Source organism: Paenarthrobacter sp. Z7-10, assembly GCF_026932795.1.
GTDB lineage: Bacteria > Actinomycetota > Actinomycetes > Actinomycetales > Micrococcaceae > Arthrobacter_M.
The window spans coordinates 18,302-33,170 of sequence record NZ_JADPVH010000046.1 but is presented as its reverse complement, the minus strand read 5'-3'; the positions used below and the strand labels follow the sequence as shown (position 1 = coordinate 33,170).

Annotated in this window: 14 protein-coding genes, 2 tRNA genes and 1 pseudogene; 8 read left to right on the top strand and 9 right to left on the bottom strand. The window is 64.9% G+C overall.

Translation table 11 applies throughout. The annotated features are described in order from the left end of the window. Positions 1 to 143 precede the first annotated feature (143 nt). Both IV498_RS13665 and IV498_RS13660 read right to left on the bottom strand, forming a co-directional pair. Positions 144 to 1,175 (bottom strand): aldo/keto reductase, encoded by a 1,032-nt coding sequence (locus tag IV498_RS13665; protein WP_269047443.1) that lies wholly within the window; start codon positions 1,173 to 1,175, stop codon positions 144 to 146. 184 nt (positions 1,176 to 1,359) lie between these two features. Next, positions 1,360 to 1,447, bottom strand: a tRNA-Ser gene (locus tag IV498_RS13660). 95 nt (positions 1,448 to 1,542) lie between these two features. Here IV498_RS13660 and IV498_RS13655 point away from each other — a divergent pair. The 3 genes from IV498_RS13655 to IV498_RS13645 all read left to right on the top strand — a co-directional run bounded on the left by IV498_RS13655 (position 1,543) and on the right by IV498_RS13645 (position 3,675). Next, positions 1,543 to 2,526, top strand: a complete 984-nt coding sequence (locus tag IV498_RS13655; protein ID WP_269047441.1) for an NAD(P)H-quinone oxidoreductase — start codon at positions 1,543 to 1,545, stop codon at positions 2,524 to 2,526. 88 nt (positions 2,527 to 2,614) lie between these two features. Further along, on the top strand, positions 2,615 to 3,226 hold the full coding sequence (locus IV498_RS13650) for a bacterial proteasome activator family protein (RefSeq protein WP_269047440.1): 612 nt from the start codon (positions 2,615 to 2,617) through the stop codon (positions 3,224 to 3,226). A gap of 8 nt (positions 3,227 to 3,234) precedes the next feature. After that, the gene (locus IV498_RS13645; RefSeq protein WP_269047439.1) at positions 3,235 to 3,675 is read left to right on the top strand and encodes a hypothetical protein; all 441 of its coding nucleotides are present in this window, start codon (positions 3,235 to 3,237) and stop codon (positions 3,673 to 3,675) included. Positions 3,676 to 3,827: 152 nt separating this feature from the next. Here the strand turns inward: IV498_RS13645 and IV498_RS13640 are convergent. From IV498_RS13640 to tmk, 4 genes are all read right to left on the bottom strand, one after another. Continuing rightward, positions 3,828 to 3,900: transfer RNA gene (locus IV498_RS13640), tRNA-Thr, on the bottom strand. A 131-nt stretch (positions 3,901 to 4,031) separates the two neighbouring features. After that, positions 4,032 to 5,588 carry an alpha/beta hydrolase gene (locus IV498_RS13635; RefSeq protein ID WP_269047438.1) on the bottom strand — a complete coding sequence of 519 codons (1,557 nt, stop codon included), beginning with the start codon at positions 5,586 to 5,588 and terminating at the stop codon, positions 4,032 to 4,034. Positions 5,589 to 5,610: 22 nt separating this feature from the next. Beyond that, positions 5,611 to 6,804 carry a DNA polymerase III subunit delta' gene (locus IV498_RS13630; RefSeq protein ID WP_269047436.1) on the bottom strand — a complete coding sequence of 398 codons (1,194 nt, stop codon included), beginning with the start codon at positions 6,802 to 6,804 and terminating at the stop codon, positions 5,611 to 5,613. Continuing rightward, entirely contained in the window at positions 6,801 to 7,436 is a 636-nt protein-coding gene (tmk, locus tag IV498_RS13625; protein WP_269047446.1) for a dTMP kinase, read from the bottom strand. The genes IV498_RS13630 and tmk overlap by 4 nt, the downstream gene beginning before the upstream one ends. A gap of 236 nt (positions 7,437 to 7,672) precedes the next feature. Here tmk and IV498_RS13620 point away from each other — a divergent pair, with 236 nt between their 5' ends. Then, positions 7,673 to 8,929, top strand: a complete 1,257-nt coding sequence (locus tag IV498_RS13620; protein ID WP_269047435.1) for a trans-sulfuration enzyme family protein — start codon at positions 7,673 to 7,675, stop codon at positions 8,927 to 8,929. A gap of 17 nt (positions 8,930 to 8,946) precedes the next feature. Next, positions 8,947 to 9,276 carry a DUF2516 family protein gene (locus IV498_RS13615; protein WP_269047434.1) on the top strand — a complete coding sequence of 110 codons (330 nt, stop codon included), beginning with the start codon at positions 8,947 to 8,949 and terminating at the stop codon, positions 9,274 to 9,276. 146 nt (positions 9,277 to 9,422) lie between these two features. On the opposite strand, the pseudogene IV498_RS19100 reads toward IV498_RS13615, so the two are convergent. After that, a pseudogene (locus tag IV498_RS19100) lies at positions 9,423 to 10,284 on the bottom strand (class I SAM-dependent methyltransferase). Between the two features lie 252 nt (positions 10,285 to 10,536). Between IV498_RS19100 and IV498_RS13605 the strand changes: the two are divergent. Beyond that, on the top strand, positions 10,537 to 11,283 hold the full coding sequence (locus IV498_RS13605; protein ID WP_269047433.1) for a phosphoglyceromutase: 747 nt from the start codon (positions 10,537 to 10,539) through the stop codon (positions 11,281 to 11,283). Positions 11,284 to 11,346: 63 nt separating this feature from the next. Here IV498_RS13605 and phoU read toward each other — a convergent pair whose 3' ends face one another. Beyond that, positions 11,347 to 12,009: a phosphate signaling complex protein PhoU gene (phoU, locus tag IV498_RS13600; RefSeq protein ID WP_269047431.1), complete on the bottom strand. Its 663-nt coding sequence runs from the start codon at positions 12,007 to 12,009 to the stop codon at positions 11,347 to 11,349. A 277-nt stretch (positions 12,010 to 12,286) separates the two neighbouring features. On the opposite strand from phoU, the gene IV498_RS13595 reads away from it, so the two are divergent. Beyond that, the gene (locus IV498_RS13595; protein ID WP_269047429.1) at positions 12,287 to 13,624 is read left to right on the top strand and encodes a sensor histidine kinase; all 1,338 of its coding nucleotides are present in this window, start codon (positions 12,287 to 12,289) and stop codon (positions 13,622 to 13,624) included. Beyond that, a complete protein-coding gene (locus IV498_RS13590; protein ID WP_269047428.1) occupies positions 13,621 to 14,313 on the top strand; it encodes a response regulator in 693 nt (230 codons plus the stop codon). Before IV498_RS13595 ends, IV498_RS13590 begins: the two co-directional genes overlap by 4 nt. Before the next feature lie 4 nt (positions 14,314 to 14,317). Here the strand turns inward: IV498_RS13590 and IV498_RS13585 are convergent, their stop codons facing one another. Continuing rightward, positions 14,318 to 14,857, bottom strand: a complete 540-nt coding sequence (locus IV498_RS13585; protein WP_269047426.1) for a hypothetical protein — start codon at positions 14,855 to 14,857, stop codon at positions 14,318 to 14,320. Positions 14,858 to 14,869 lie beyond the last annotated feature (12 nt).

The window sequence follows — 14,869 nt, the reverse complement described above, 5'->3', positions numbered from 1 at the left end:
CCGGAAGCAAATGGCCCGCGAGCACACCAACATCCAAAAGCTGACGCTGACCATCATCAATACCCTGCATGAATCCAGTCTTCCGCAATCCCGGGAAACCGTTCGAAGGCGCGCCTTAACGCCCCCGATTAATCAGCACCGTCCTAGCGGCCTCCCTCGATCTTCCTGCTGCGCTGGGCGATGGCGGGCACTCCGTAGGGATAGCTGGCCAGCTCGGGTTCGCTGACCCCGGTCAGGCGTTGCAGATCCTGATCGGAGAGTTCCAGCGATCCGGCTTGCAGATTGTCCGCCAGCTGTTCCGTGGTGCGGGCGCCCAGAATGACGGATGTGACCGCTGGCTGCCGCACCAGCCAAGCCAAGGCCACTTGGGCGGCACTCACCTTGTGGCTCTTGGCGATTTCCAGCACGGCGTCCAGCACCTGCCAGGTCTTCTCCTCGGCGTTGCGGCCCGTCCACGCTTCCATGCCCCGCTCGGCATTCTCTCCGAGCCGCGTCTGGCCGGTTGGATGCTGATCCCGCTGGTACTTCCCGCTGAGCCAGCCACCGGCCAACGGCGACCAAGGCAGCAAGCCCAGACCGGCGTCGAGCGCTGCCGGAACGATCTCGGATTCAATCCCGCGGACCAGCAGACTGTACTGCGGCTGCAGCGTGACCGGCGGTGCCCAGCCATGCTCCCGCGCCACGTACACGGCCTTCGTCAGCTGCCAGCCGGTGAAATTGGAGAAGCCGTAATAGCCAATCTTGCCGCTCGTCACGGCGTCATTGAGGAAACGAAGCGTCTCCTCAATCGGCGTGAAAGGGTCCCAGGCATGCATCTGATACAGATCAATATGCTCCACACCCAGCCGGCCCAGCGAATCATCCAGCGCGCGGCGCAGGTGACGGCCCGAGGTGCCCAGATCATTGGGGCCCTCGCCCATCGGGAAGCGGCCCTTGCTGGCGAGCACCATTTGGTCCCGCTCCTGCGGATGGCTGGCCAGCCACCGGCCAATGATCTCCTCCGAAGTTCCCTGCGAGTAAACGTCAGCGGTATCGATAAAGTTGCCGCCCGCCGCTGCATAATCGTTCAAAATGGCGTGCGAGTCCTTCTCATCCGCCTCCGCGCCAAATGTCATGGTGCCGAGGGCGAAGGCCGATACGACGGCGCCGCTGTTTCCGAGAGTCCTATATTCCATGATTGCCACTCTAGGACGGGGCCCCCGGTGCGTGTCCAGTAAGTGGCGGATCGGGAACCGTTGTGTTCCAGGTTTGGCCTGCTGCGGCCGCGGCTGGGTTGGTGCCCACTGCGGCCGTTCCCCGCTGTTCGTGCGGATCCCGAGTCGCTTCGGAAAAAGCTGGGACCCGCACGAATTCGATGGGCGGAAGGTAAGAGATTCGAACTCTTGGTACGGGGTTACCGCACACTGGTTTTCAAGACCAGCTCCATCGGCCGCTCGGACAACCTTCCTGACGCTTGTAGTCTTTCATACGGTACGGACGGCTACAAAAAGCGCACGGACAGCCAATTGGCAGTGCGCGCGCGGACCAGCGGTGGAGGATGCGATGAAGGCAATAGTGGTCAAGGCCCCAGGCGGAGCTGACATGCTGGAACTGCGGGAGGTGCCCGCTCCGGTGCCCGGTCCCGGGGAAGTGCTGATCGATGTCGTTGCCGCCGGGCTGAACCGGGCCGACGTCCAGCAGCGGCGCGGCCACTATCCGCCGCCGGAGGGCGCCTCGAAGTTGCTGGGGCTGGAGGTTTCCGGCCGGATTTCGGGCTTCGGCACGAACGTTTCGAAGCCCTTTTCGAAGGGGGACAAAGTCGTGGCCCTGTTGGCCGGCGGCGGTTACGCGCAGCAGGTGGCGGTCCCCGCAGAACAGGTATTGCCGGTACCGGACGGTATTGATCTGGTGAGCGCGGCTTCGCTGCCGGAAGTTGCGGCCACGGTTTATTCGAACCTCTACATGACTGCCCAGCTGCAGCCGGGGGAGACGGTGCTGATCCACGGCGGAACCGGCGGCATCGGGGTGATGGCCGTGCAGCTGGCGAAGGCGCTGGGCGCGACGGTGGCCGCCACCGCGGGAAACGCCGAAAAGGTCGGCACCCTGACCGCGTTCCTGGGCGCGGACATCGCAATCAACTACGCCGAGCAGGATTTCGTCGAGGTGCTGCGCCGACGCACCGGCGGTCATGGCGCGGACGTGATCCTCGACGTCGTCGGCGCGAAGTACCTGCAGCGCAACGTGGATGCGCTGGCGATGTACGGACGGCTGGTGGTCATCGGAATGCAGGGCGGCACGACGGCGGAGCTGAATCTGGGCGCGCTCGTGAGCAAACGCGCGGCGATCATCGGCACCGCGCTGCGCGCCCGGCCGGTTGCCGAAAAGGGGATCATCATGACTGCGGTGCGCGAACATGTGTGGCCCTTGCTCAGCAGTGGCACGGTGAAAACGCTGGTGAATAAAACCTTTCCGCTGGCGCAGGCGGCGAAGGCACACGAATACTTCGATTCCGGCGAACACATGGGCAAAATACTGCTGCTCGCCTGAGTTCCGGGCCACTCAAGGACAGGCGCTGGGGATCGCCGGGGCTGCGAGTGCGCCTTGAACGGTTGGCGGCAAGTGGCATGATGAAACCATGATGAACGACGCTGAGCAGCCTGTGGAGGGAACAACGCTCGACGGCGCCGCAACGGTGTCCGATGGCACGGAAGGCACCTCGGTGCCTCGGCCGGAAGAATCCAAGGCCAAGCGCACTGACCTCGCGGACCTGGTGGATGAACCGGCCAAGGTGATGCGGATTGGCACCATGGTGCGCCAACTGTTGGAGGAAGTCCGCAGCGCGCCCCTCGATGAGGCAGCCCGCGGTCGGTTAGCGGAAATCCATGAACGCTCGATCCGCGAACTGGAGGACGGTCTGTCCGAGGAACTGGTGGCCGAGCTGCATCGGATCAGCCTGCCGTTCAGCGACGACGCCACACCCTCAGACGCCGAATTACGGATTGCCCAGGCCCAGCTGGTGGGCTGGCTGGAGGGTCTGTTCCACGGCATTCAAACGGCGCTCGCCGCCCAGCAGCTGGCCAATCAGCACTCGGCCGCCGCGCTGCAGCTGCGCCAGCTGCCGCCGGGGACGGTGCTTGCTCCCGGCGTCGTGATGGGCGAAAACGGTGAGCCCGAGCGCGCCCCCGTCTCCGGCGCACGCCAGTCCGCAGCCGGGGAGTCGGCTCCGCGGCCCGGTCAGTACCTCTAGCGGCTCGGTTGGCCTTCTTTGCCGCGGCTCGTCAGGGGCGCCGGGATGATGCCGAATTAGGGCAAGGGGTTTGGCGCCGCGCCCATGACCGCTTCGTCCGCGGCCTGGACAGGTTCCACCAGATGCTGGAGGGCGTGAACGATGGCCCGCTCTACGACAACCTGGTTCCACTCGCGAATTCCCTGGCGGAACTGCTCCCGCGGGTGCGGTCCGTCTGCGCCGGCGCGCAGGCCATTGCACCCAGCTCCGGTTCGGATATTCCAGCCAGTGAGGGTGCCTACCTCAACGAGGTGCACCGGGAGCTCTCGCGCGCGGGCAATGCCCTCGCGGCGGCCGCCGAGGCCGTGGCCATGGCGCGGCTGGCCGCTGGGCCCTTTGCCGCCGTCGAACGCCGTTCGCATATCGTGCTGGCGCACGTGGCCGAGGCCGAGCGGCTGCTGCACACGTAGGCCGCTGGTTGGGGGGCACGTCCTGGCCACCCGTGGCGCTGGGCCGTCACTGTAGCGGAAGGCCGCGGCGCTGGGCCTCGCGGCGGCGAGGGTGCAGCCGACGAGCCAAGCACCAAAAAAGCCCCTGCCTGTACCGGCCGGGGCTTGGACTGAGCCTCCTAACAGAATCGAACTGTTGACCTTTTCATTACGAGTGAAACGCTCTACCAACTGAGCTAAGGAGGCTTGCGGCAAGTTAATGACGCAAGTAGAAACTCTAATGGAGCCCAAGGCAATGGTCAAAACCGCCACCAGCGTTGGTGTTCCGGCCGACCGGCGGGCAGCCCAGCCCGAGAAGTTCGGGCCCTTGCGCAGGGTCAGCAGGTAGTTCCGTCGGCGGGGACTTTTCCGTCCACGAAGTAGCTGTCAACCGCTTTGGTGATGCACGCGTTGGATCGCCCGTACGCGGTGTGTCCATCCCCGTTCCACGTCAGGAGCACCCCGGAACTGAGCTGATTACTCAGGGCCACCGCCCAGCTGTATGGAGTGGCGGGGTCCCGCGTCGTGCCAACCACCAGGATGGGAGCGGCACCCTCGGCGCTGATCTTATGGGGCTTGTCCACCGGCTTGAACGGCCAGTCCTTGCATGTCAGCCCGGAATACGACAGCGTTTTGCCGAAGGTCGGGGAGATGCTTTCCAACTTCTTTTCGTCCGCGCGCATAGCCGCCACGTCCGTGGTCATCGGATAGTCCAGGCAGTTGACGGCGTTGAAGGCAAAGGCCGTGTTGGAGCTGTAAGTGCCGTTTGGATCACGGTCCGCGGAGTAGTCCGCCAGTGCCAGCATTGACGAGGAGTCGCCGGCGAACGCGTCCGTCAAAGCGGATTTCAGCGGATCCCACAGGTCGGTCGAGTACATAGCCACGGCCAAGGCGTTGTTGAATTCTCCGGCTGTCAACAGTCGCCCTTGCTGGGTTTGCTTTGGATTGTCCACGTAGCTGGCATTCAAGTCCCTGATCTGCTGCACTGCTTCCTCCGGAGTGCCGCTGACCGGGCACTTCGGATGGGCGAGGCAGTCCGCGGCCCATGCATGGATTTCCTGCTCAAAACCCTTCGCCTGACCCATGGAGATGTCCTCGATGCTCAGCGACGGGTCCAGCGCGCCGTCCAGGGAAAACTTTCCAACCTTGTGCGGAAAGAGGCCGGCGTAGGTGGCGCCCAGTTTGGTCCCATAGGAGAAGCCCATGTAATTGAGTTTCGTGTCATTGACCGCGGCGCGCAGGATGTCCATGTCCCTGGCGGAGCTCTCGGTGTCGATAAATCCCAGGTCCGGCCCGGAATGCTTGAGGCACTGCGCAATGTCCGACCGATTCTGCGCCTCGTCCTGGGCCAGCTCCGCATTGTCGTCGAGATTGTAGGACTGCTGGCGTTCCTTGTCCCGGGCGGCGTCGCTGATGCAGGCGACAGGCGCGGAGCGTTTGACCCCGCGGGGATCGAAGCCAACGATGTCATAGGACCGGCGCATTGTTTTGGAGAAGATTTTCGTCGCTCCGTCGCGCACCATGTCGTAACCCGAGGCTCCTGGGCCGCCGGGGTTCACCAGCAGCGATCCGATCTTCGACCCCGTCGAGCCGAGCCTGATGACGGCCAGCGCGATGGAGGAGGCCTTGGGGTGGGAGTAGTCCACCGGCACCTTGATGGTTGCGCATTGGAACGTTTTTTCACAGCTGGTCCAGGTGACCTTTTGCGAATAGTACGTTGCCAGCGCCTTCGGTGTTCCCTGCACGACGGCGGCGTCCGGACTTGAGACGACGGTGGCGCCGCCCGCTCCACCGGGTGCCGACGGCGAGCAGCCGGAGAGCATCAGGGCGACGGCGGCTGCCGCGGCCAAGATGCCCCGCCGGTGCCGGGTCACGCTGCGGTAGTCCACTCTCATGCATTTCTCCTGACGAAGGTGGCTACAACAGGCTGACGGCCATGGCCTCGATGGCCAGCAGCGGTGCCACGTTGGAGCTGGTGATTCTGCGCCGGACATTGTTGATGGCATCCATCCGGGCCAGCGTTGTTTCCGGTGTGCTGGCGGCGGCGAACGCCTGCAGCTGCGGGCGCAGATCCGCGTTGACAAGTTCCACGGTAGCTGACGTGGGCAGCTGGCCCTGCTCGGATCCGTCTGCTGCGTTGGCGGCAGCGCTGAGCTGGAGCACCAGCGTGTCCCGATAAAAGGAGAGCAAATCCGTCAGGGCGCGATCCAGCGTATCGGTGATGGAGCGCTTGGAACGGCGTTTCTGGTCATCTTCAAGCTGGCGGACCTGGGAACGGATCGACGGTGGCAGAGCACCGGATGTGGGGGCCCCGAGCGAGCGCAGCAGATTTCCCTTCTCCGCGGCATCCCGGACGTCGTTGGAGGAGTTTGCCTCCGCAGTCGCGAGTTCCACCAGAGAACCGGCGGCGCGGACTGCATCAGAGACGTCCTGAAGAGTGAGCGGGAGCCGCACGATCGCGTTGCGGCGCTCGCGGGCGCCTTCGTCCTGTGCCAGCCGGCGGGCAATGCCCACGTGGCTTTGTGCCGCGCGCGCCGCCATCGCAGCGCTGTGCGGATCGACGCCGTCGCGCCTGACCAGCAGCGCCGCCACGTCCTCCACTGGCGGGACCCGCAGTGAGACGGCCCGGCACCGCGAGCGGATCGTTACCAGCACGTCGGCTGGACTGGGAGCACAAAGAATCCAGATGGTCCGTGGCGGGGGTTCTTCGATGGCCTTGAGCAGGACGTTGGTGGTGCGTTCGGCCATCCGGTCCGCGTCACCGACGATCATCACCCGCCAGCGCGCGGAGGAGGGACGGTCCTGGGCCTTGGTCACCAGCTCCCGAGCCTCTTCGATGGTGATGGTCGTCTTTTCGGTGGCAACGAATGTTACGTCGGCGTTTGTTCCGGCCAGCACCGTGTGGCACGCGTGGCATTCGCCGCAACCGCGTTCCGCGAGGTCCGTGCGCTCGCAGACCAGGGCCGCCGCAAACGCCTTGGCGGCATTGGAACGACCCGACCCTGGCGGACCGGTGAACAACCAGGCGTGTGTGGGGTTTTGGGATTCGGCGGCACGGCTCAACTGCTCCACCACAGGTCCCTGACCCTGAAGATCGTCCCAGACACTCACGGCAGCAGCATTTTGACGCGGTCCAGGATCCGGCGGGACAATTCTTCGACGGCACGGCGGGCGTCCAGGACCAAATACCGGTCGGGATCGGCCGCCGCCAGGTCCAGGAACGTCCGGCGGATCCGGGCGTGGAAGTCGTCAGGCTCGGACTCCAGCCGGTCTTCGGACCCGTCCCCGGCGGTGCGCCGGTCCCGCCCCTCCGCCGGCGGGACGTCCAGGAGAACGGTCAAATCGGGGCGCAGACCATCGGTGGCCCATTCATTGAGCGAAAGCACCCGATCTTCGCCCAAGCTGCGCCCGGCGCCCTGGTAGGCCACGGAGGAGTCGATGTAGCGATCGGTCAGCACCACCTCATTGCGCCGCAGTGCCGGCCGGATCACTTGGCTGGCATGCGCGGCCCGTGCGGCAGCGAAAATCAGCGCCTCAGAACGCGGGTCGATCTCGCCGTGGCCATGATCCAGGACCAGTGCCCGAAGCCGCTCACCGATCGGGGTTCCGCCGGGTTCGCGGGTGCTGACAACGGTGCGGCCAAGAGCCCGCAGAGAATCGGTCAGCAGCGCTGACTGCGTTGACTTCCCGGCGCCGTCGCCCCCCTCGAAGGCAATAAATAGCCCCCGCTTGTTGGTGGACAGGTATTGAGCCGCTGCATTGGTCGCCGTCTTCGCGGCAAGATCTTCCGGGGGAGCAGCAGCGGCGGGTTCGAAGATCACAGCACTAGCGTACCTACAAACACTGAGCGCTCCGGCAGCATGGATCTGTGCGGCCGTATTGCGCGGCGGGTGGTCTGCGGCCGGACTATGGCGTCATCATTTCCTGAGGTCGAGCCGCGGGATTACCGGCGGAAATGGCCCGGCACTAATCTTGGAGTATGACTCAAACTTCGGATTTGTCCGGCACGGATCCGCACAGGGCAACGGCCCCCGGCGCGGATCTCCCCTCCACAGCTTCCTCCTCGGGAGACGGCCACGCGGCAGGGCTGGCCCCCGACACCGTCGTTGTCGCCATCGGCCGTCCCGAGCGCGGGCATGACGCGCCGGTGAATCCGCCCATCGTCCTGTCCTCCACGTATGTGGGTATGGGCGCCGTCGTCGATGGGGACCGTGCCTACGGCCGTTACTCCAATCCGACGTGGGACCCATTTGAGCAGGCCCTCGCGGCCTTGGAGGGGGCAGCGCTGCCAGGGCTGATCTACGGTTCCGGGTTGGCCGCAGTGTCCTCGGCTTTGTCCCTGATCCCGGCCGGTGGAGTGCTGGTGATGCCGCGGCATTCCTATCAGGGGGCTCTGGTGATGGCCACGGAGTTGGCGGCCAAGGGCCTGTTCACGCTCCGGTGTGTGGACATCGCCGATACGGAGACCAGCATCGTGGCGCTGCAGGGGAACGGGGAGGGACATGGCTCCGGTGCCCCAGCCAGCATGCTTTGGCTGGAAAGCCCCACCAACCCAATGCTTGAAGTCGCCGACCTGCGCGCACTCTCGGCCGCCGCCAAAGCCGTGGGCGCCGTCGTCGTGACCGACAATACGTTTTCCACACCGCTGGTGCAGAAGCCCCTGCAGTTGGGCAGCGATGTAGTGCTGCATTCGGTGACAAAGTACCTCGCCGGCCATTCGGATGTGGTGCTGGGTGCCTTGGTGACGTCGGACCCGGCGCTGCGGGAGGCTCTGCTGCACCACCGCTCCATCCACGGCGCCATCGCCGGGCCGTTCGAGGCGTGGCTGGCGCTGCGCGGGCTGCGGACGCTGGCACTGCGGGTGGAGCGCTCGCAGGCAACGGCGGCTGAGCTGGCCACGCGTCTGTTGGCCCATTCGCAGGTGGACGCGGTGCGTTTCCCGGGCCTGGCCCAGGATCCCGGCCACGAGCGGGCGAAGGCACAAATGTGCGGATTCGGTTCTGTGTTGGCGATTGAAGTGCACGGCGGCGCGGAGGCGGCCGAGGCAGTCGTTGGTGCGCTGGCACTGTGGACACCCGCCACATCGTTGGGCGGAGTGGAATCGCTGATCGAGCGGCGCCGCCGGCACAGCAACGAACCTGCCTCCGTTCCGAACAATTTGCTGCGGTTGAGCGTTGGAATAGAGAACTTGGAAGATCTATGGTCGGATCTGGCGCAGGCGCTGGACCGGCTCTAACCAGTTAGGCTGAACCGGTGACGTATCTAATTACTCAATGGCTGCTTCTCCTGTTGGGCCTGATGGCGCTCGGGCTGCAGGTATGGGCGCTGTTCGACTGCCTGCGGACCAAGGGTGCGGATTTTGAGCGCGCGTCCAAGAAGACCAAGAACTTCTGGACCCTGGTCACGGTGGCCGCCACGGTGGTGGGGGTGTTGTTCGTGCTGAGTCCACAAATGAGCTTCTTCCTGCTCTTTGAGCTGGCGGCTGTGACGGCGTCGTCGGTTTTCCTTGCCGATGTCCGGCCTGCGCTCCAGGACGCCCGCCGCGGCGGCAACCGCAGCCAGGGCCCGTACGGCCCTTGGTAACTCTGGCGCGGTAGCTGGGGGCGGTACTTCGGGCTCGGCAGCTGGGGCGTGTTGGTTCGGGCGTGGTATGTTGCCCGCGGTGGTTCGGGCGGGGGCCGGCCGTGGCGATGAGAGCGCGGCGCGGCCATGGCGGTTGTTCGCCGTAATCAGGTGACGGCTCCAGCTGCAGCTGCAGCTGTACCGCGGTCGCCGGCCAGCGAATTCTGGGCGACGGCGGACCACGCCACAGTGATTTCGCCCAGCCTCCAACGCGCAGGACCGTCCTGCACCGGCCAACCCGCCGCCCGCATGCCCCGGCAGGTGGCCAGCCAGCGCTGCCGATGTCCGAAGCCGGCCAGCGGTGCGGTGTGCAGCCACGACTGGTCCAGGGCCTGCAGGAAGGTGTGGATCTTTTCGCCCGGGACATTGCGGTGAATCAGGACCTTGGGCAGCCGTTCGGCAACTTCCGAGGGCCGCGTTACGGCACCAAAGCGCAAGGAAATGGTCAGCGACAGTGGACCGCCGCCGTCGAGCGTCACCCAACTGCTGACCCGGCCAATTTCATCGCAGGTCCCGTCGACGAATATGCCATCCGGGGCCAGCCGGGCACGTACTGTGGCCCAGACCGCTGCAACGTCCGACTCCGCATACTGGCGCAGCACATTGAAGGCGCGCACCACCACCGGCCGCGTCGGAAGCGGGATCTCGAATCCCCCCAAATGAAACTCAGCCCGTCGTACTCCAGCGACTTGGCCGCGCGCACCGCGCCGGATCGATTTCGATGCCCGCCACCCGAACGTCGGCACGGAGCGCCCGCAGCCGGGCATAAAGTTCGACGGCGGTGGTTGGCGATGCTCCAAAGCCCAGATCCACCACGGTGGGGGCTGCGGCGCCGCGCAACCGCCAGCCCTGCGGTCCTGCCAGCCAGCGGTCAAACCGGCGCAGCCTGTTGGGATTCGTGGTGCCGCGGGTGATGTTGCCGATGAGCTTTCCCCGGGTCACGCTGACCCGTCTAGCTCTCTCGACCACCACCCCGGCCTACCGGCATCCCCAGCCGCCCCCGTCATCCTCCGCCCCGATCCCGCCCCCTGAACGCGCACCCGAACCCCGCACTCCGACCACCGTCATCCTCCGCCCCGATCCCGCCCCCTGAACGCGCACCCGAACCCCGCACTCCGACCACCGTCATCCTCCGCCCCTTCATCGAGTGAGCAATTGGTGCGCGTCTCACCGGGCTGAATCGAGCACGAACTGCGCACTCGATTTCGCTAGGATGAAAAGATGACCTACAAATTGATTCTCTTGCGCCATGGCCACAGTGAATGGAACGCGAAAAACCTGTTCACCGGCTGGGTGGACGTGGATCTGAATGAGCAGGGCCGCACCGAAGCGGTGCGGGGCGGGGAGCTGCTGGTGGAACATGACCTGCTGCCGGACATTCTCTACACCTCCCGACAGAAACGGGCCGTCAATACCGCCAATCTGGCGTTGGCGGAGGCGGACCGTGGCTGGATCGACGTCAAAAGAAGCTGGCGGCTCAATGAGCGTCATTACGGCGCGCTGCAGGGCAAGGACAAGGCCCAGACGCTGGCAGAGTTCGGCGAGGAGCAGTTCATGACCTGGCGCCGAAGCTACGATACTCCGCCGCCGCCGCTGCCTGATGACAGCAAGTTCTCCCAGGTGGGGGACCCGCGCTATGCCGATCTTGGCGACGCTATTCCGCGGACCGAGTGCCTCAAAGATGTGCTTGAACGGCTGTTGCCGTACTGGGAAGCGGAAATCAGTGCCGACCTGAAAGCCGGTAAAACCGTGCTGGTCACAGCACACGGTAATTCACTGCGGGCGCTGGTGAAGCATCTGGACGGCATCTCGGATGCGGACATAGCCGCGCTGAACATTCCCACCGGCATCCCGCTGCTGTACGAGCTGGATGAGGACCTCAGGCCGGTACACCGGGGCGGAATCTACCTGGATCCGGATGCGGCCGCCGCGTCGATCAAGGCCGTGGCAAACCAAGGCAAAAAGTAGACTCGAATTTTCATCGAGTGAGCGGTTGGTGCGCGTTCCAGGCCTGAGACGGACGCCGACCGCTCAGTCGTTGTCGAAGCCCTCCGGATGCCACTGCCCAGTCACCAAATAGGACACCTTGCGCGCCACCGAAACTCCGTGGTCACCGAAGCGCTCGAAGTAGCGGCTGGCCAGCGTCACGTCCACGGTGGTGGCCGGACTCTGCTGCCACGAGGGGGCTGCGATGGCGGCGAAAACGCTGCGGTGGAGTTCGTTGATCCGTGCGTTGGCGAACTGAATGTCCGTGACGAGAGTGAGCTCCCGGGTTTCCAGCAGGTCCGTGACCTTTTGGGCTATCCCGATGTCCAGGGTGGCCAGCTCATTGAAGGTATCGGTCAGCGTTTCGGGAATCACCGTGGCCGGATAGCGGAGCCGCGCCAGCTGTGCCACGTGTCGGGCCAGATCGCCCATCCGTTCCAGCGAAGCGCTCATCCGCAAGGCACCGACGATCATTCGCAGGTCGCTGGCCACGGGCCCCTGCCGCGCCAGAATGTCGATGGCCCGCTCGTCCAAGCCGTTCTGGAGGAAGTCGATCCGGGCATCGGCGGCAATGACGTCCTGCGCAAGTTCCACGTCCGCATTTTGGAAGGCCCGGGTGGATTTATCGATCGCCTCCACCACGAGTGTGGAAATGTCAATGAGTTCCGCGCCTACCTGGTGAAGCTCCGCTTGGAAAACCTTGCGCACTGGGACGTCCTTTCGCTTGGGTTCGCTGGGTTTGGCTGGGGTTACCTGTTCGGCACGTGACGGCGCTGAGGTAACGCGCTGAGGTGGCGGCGCTGAAGTTACGGCACCGCATCCCACAGCGGCAGTCCGACGCCGCAGCTCTGCAGCCCGCAGCTCCACGATCAGCATGGCACCAGTCGGTGAACGCTGAGGCTCCTTTGGGTGAACGTTGGCTGAACTGTCCGAGGTGCCCGCCCGAACGGCCCTTCCGGGAGTACAGGACGAATAAGCTGAGAGTGTGGACCCCCTGCTCATCGGAGTCATGTCCGGACTGATCGGCCTTGTGCTGGGCGTTTTCGGTATGCTCGCGTTCAATCTCAGTGAGCGCCAGCGCAAGGAGGTCGTCGACGTCGTCGAACCTACCCTGCCGGAGGGTTCCGCGGAGGTGCTCTCCGTCGTCGGCCGGGCCTTCGTGGTGGTGGACGCGATCGACGGCGTCGTCCGCGCCAGTCCCGCCGCGTATGCTTTCGGCCTGGTCCGGGGCCACACCGTCGTCCACCAGGAACTGCTGGCGATGACCGCCAAGGTCCGCAGGGACGGTGTTATCGAGGAACGCGATTTGGAGCTGGCGCGCGGGCCGCTCGGGCGGGGAACCCTGGTGGTGCAGGTCCGGGTGGCGCCGTTGGGCGAGGAGTACATTCTGCTGCTGGCCGATGACCGCACCGAGATCACCCGCACCGAGGCCATCCGCAATGACTTCGTCGCCAACGTTTCGCACGAGCTGAAGACCCCCGTGGGCGCCATATCACTGCTGGCCGAGGCCTTGGAGGTCTCGGCCGACGATGAGGAGGCGGTCCGCCGCTTTGCGCAGCGGATGCACAAGGAATCGGCGCGGCTTGCGGCCCTGGTGCAGGACATTATTGAACTGTCCAGATTGCAGGGGGCGGACATCGTCCAACAGGGACAGCCGGTTGACCTGAACATCGTTTTGGCCGACGCGGTGGATCGCTCGCGGTTGCCTGCGGAAAACAAAAACATCAGCCTTCTGGTCAACGGGACCGTGAGCCGACGCGTCTACGGCGACCCGGACCTGCTGGTCACAGCCTTCCGCAACCTGATCGACAATGCGGTGCGTTATTCTCCAGCGGACACCCAGGTGGGCATCGGGCTGCGCGCGGCCGGTGGGCTGATCAGCGTCTCCATCTCGGATCAGGGCGATGGCATGACGGAGGAGGACCAGGAACGGGTATTCGAGCGGTTCTACCGCGTCGACGCTGCCCGATCACGGCATACCGGCGGCACCGGCTTGGGGCTGAGTATCGTTCGGCACGTGGTGGCCAACCATGGCGGCGAGGTCACGGTGTGGTCCCGACCGGGGCAGGGATCGACGTTCACAGTTCGGCTGCCGGAGATGGAAGGGGCCGCCGACGACGACGTCAGCCCGGTTCTGCGGCGGGAACCTCCGGCCGCGTCGGCCCCCCCGGCAGCACCTCGGAAGGGCCGGGCGGCCAGCCCTTTGGCCACCCCTGCCGAAGGGCTGCACCGTACATCCCCAAGGTCAAGGCCTTCCACAAACCAGCACGGAACATCTGCGGCACCGGACTCCGGCGCCCCCGAACGAGGAGCCACCGATTGAGCAGAATCCTGATTGTCGAGGATGAAGAATCCTTCAGCGATCCGCTGTCCTACCTGCTGGCTAAGGAGGGCTTCGAAGTCGAGGTGGCGGACAACGGTCCCGATGCGCTTGTTGCCTTTGACCGTTCCGGCGCGGATCTGGTGCTGCTGGACCTCCAGTTGCCGGGCCTGTCCGGTACTGAGGTGTGCCGCCAGTTGCGCCAGCGCTCCAGCGTCCCGGTGATTATGCTCACCGCGAAGGATTCCGAGATTGACAAGGTGGTCGGGTTGGAACTGGGAGCCGACGACTACGTCACCAAGCCGTATTCATCCCGCGAGCTGGTGGCGCGTGTGCGCGCGGTGCTGCGCCGACAGGGCGAACCCGAGGTGTTGGTGGCGGCGACCATCCAGGCCGGTCCCGTCCGGATGGACGTTGAGCGTCATGTGGCAAGCGTGAATGGCGCGCAGATATCGCTGCCGCTTAAGGAATTTGAGCTGCTCGAAATGCTGCTGCGTAATTCGGGTCGGGTACTCACCCGCGGGCAGCTGATCGAGCGGGTCTGGGGCTCCGACTACGTGGGGGACACCAAAACGCTGGATGTGCACGTCAAGCGGCTGCGCAGCAAGATTGAGCCTGATCCGGCCAATCCGCGGTATCTAATGACTGTCCGCGGTTTGGGCTACAAATTCGAGCCGCAGCTTCAGGCTTAGCCGGCTATTTGCTGGCCGAAGCAGAAGACGTGGCTACGGCCGACGGCGATGGGACGTACTGCCGATACTCCTGCAGGGTTCCGTCCAATACGGGGACCTTGACTTCGTTGGTCTTCGAGCCGGTGCCGCCACTTTCGCTCAGTTTAACCGTCTCCATTGCGCCGGGAATAGCATTGACGCTGTTCAGGATCGCGGCATTGGCGTCCTTGGTCAGGTAATAGCGCTCGTTCGCCTTCACCATGACCTCTGTCTGCGACCCGCCGGAGCCTGTGATGCGGAGGGTGGCGTCCTGGTTGGATGTGTTGAAAACCGCGCCCAGGACCCGGCCTGGCTTGTCGACGCCGCTGGACACAATGATCAAATTGCGCAATTCAAGACCGCCGAGATCCGTGCGGACGCCATCGGAAGCGGAGTACGGGACTTTGGTGGTCTGGGGATTAACGTAGCTGCAGCCCGTGACTGAAAGTATGCCCAGCCCCAGCGCCGCGATCAGGCTTATGCGCTGTGCACGGTTGGACACCCGATTGCTCGCAGCAATTCTCACGTCTGAAACTCC

Bases quoted from the DNA above. Each gene is read 5' to 3' on its own strand.
- IV498_RS13655 (WP_269047441.1), top strand. From the start codon at position 1,543: ATGAAGGCAATAGTGGTCAAGGCCCCAGGCGGAGCTGACATGCTGGAA.
- IV498_RS13620 (WP_269047435.1), top strand. From the start codon at position 7,673: ATGACTCAAACTTCGGATTTGTCCGGCACGGATCCGCACAGGGCAACG.
- IV498_RS13635 (WP_269047438.1), bottom strand. From the start codon at position 5,588: ATGAGAGTGGACTACCGCAGCGTGACCCGGCACCGGCGGGGCATCTTG.
- IV498_RS13650 (WP_269047440.1), top strand. From the start codon at position 2,615: ATGATGAACGACGCTGAGCAGCCTGTGGAGGGAACAACGCTCGACGGC.
- IV498_RS13665 (WP_269047443.1), bottom strand. From the start codon at position 1,175: ATGGAATATAGGACTCTCGGAAACAGCGGCGCCGTCGTATCGGCCTTC.
- IV498_RS13605 (WP_269047433.1), top strand. From the start codon at position 10,537: ATGACCTACAAATTGATTCTCTTGCGCCATGGCCACAGTGAATGGAAC.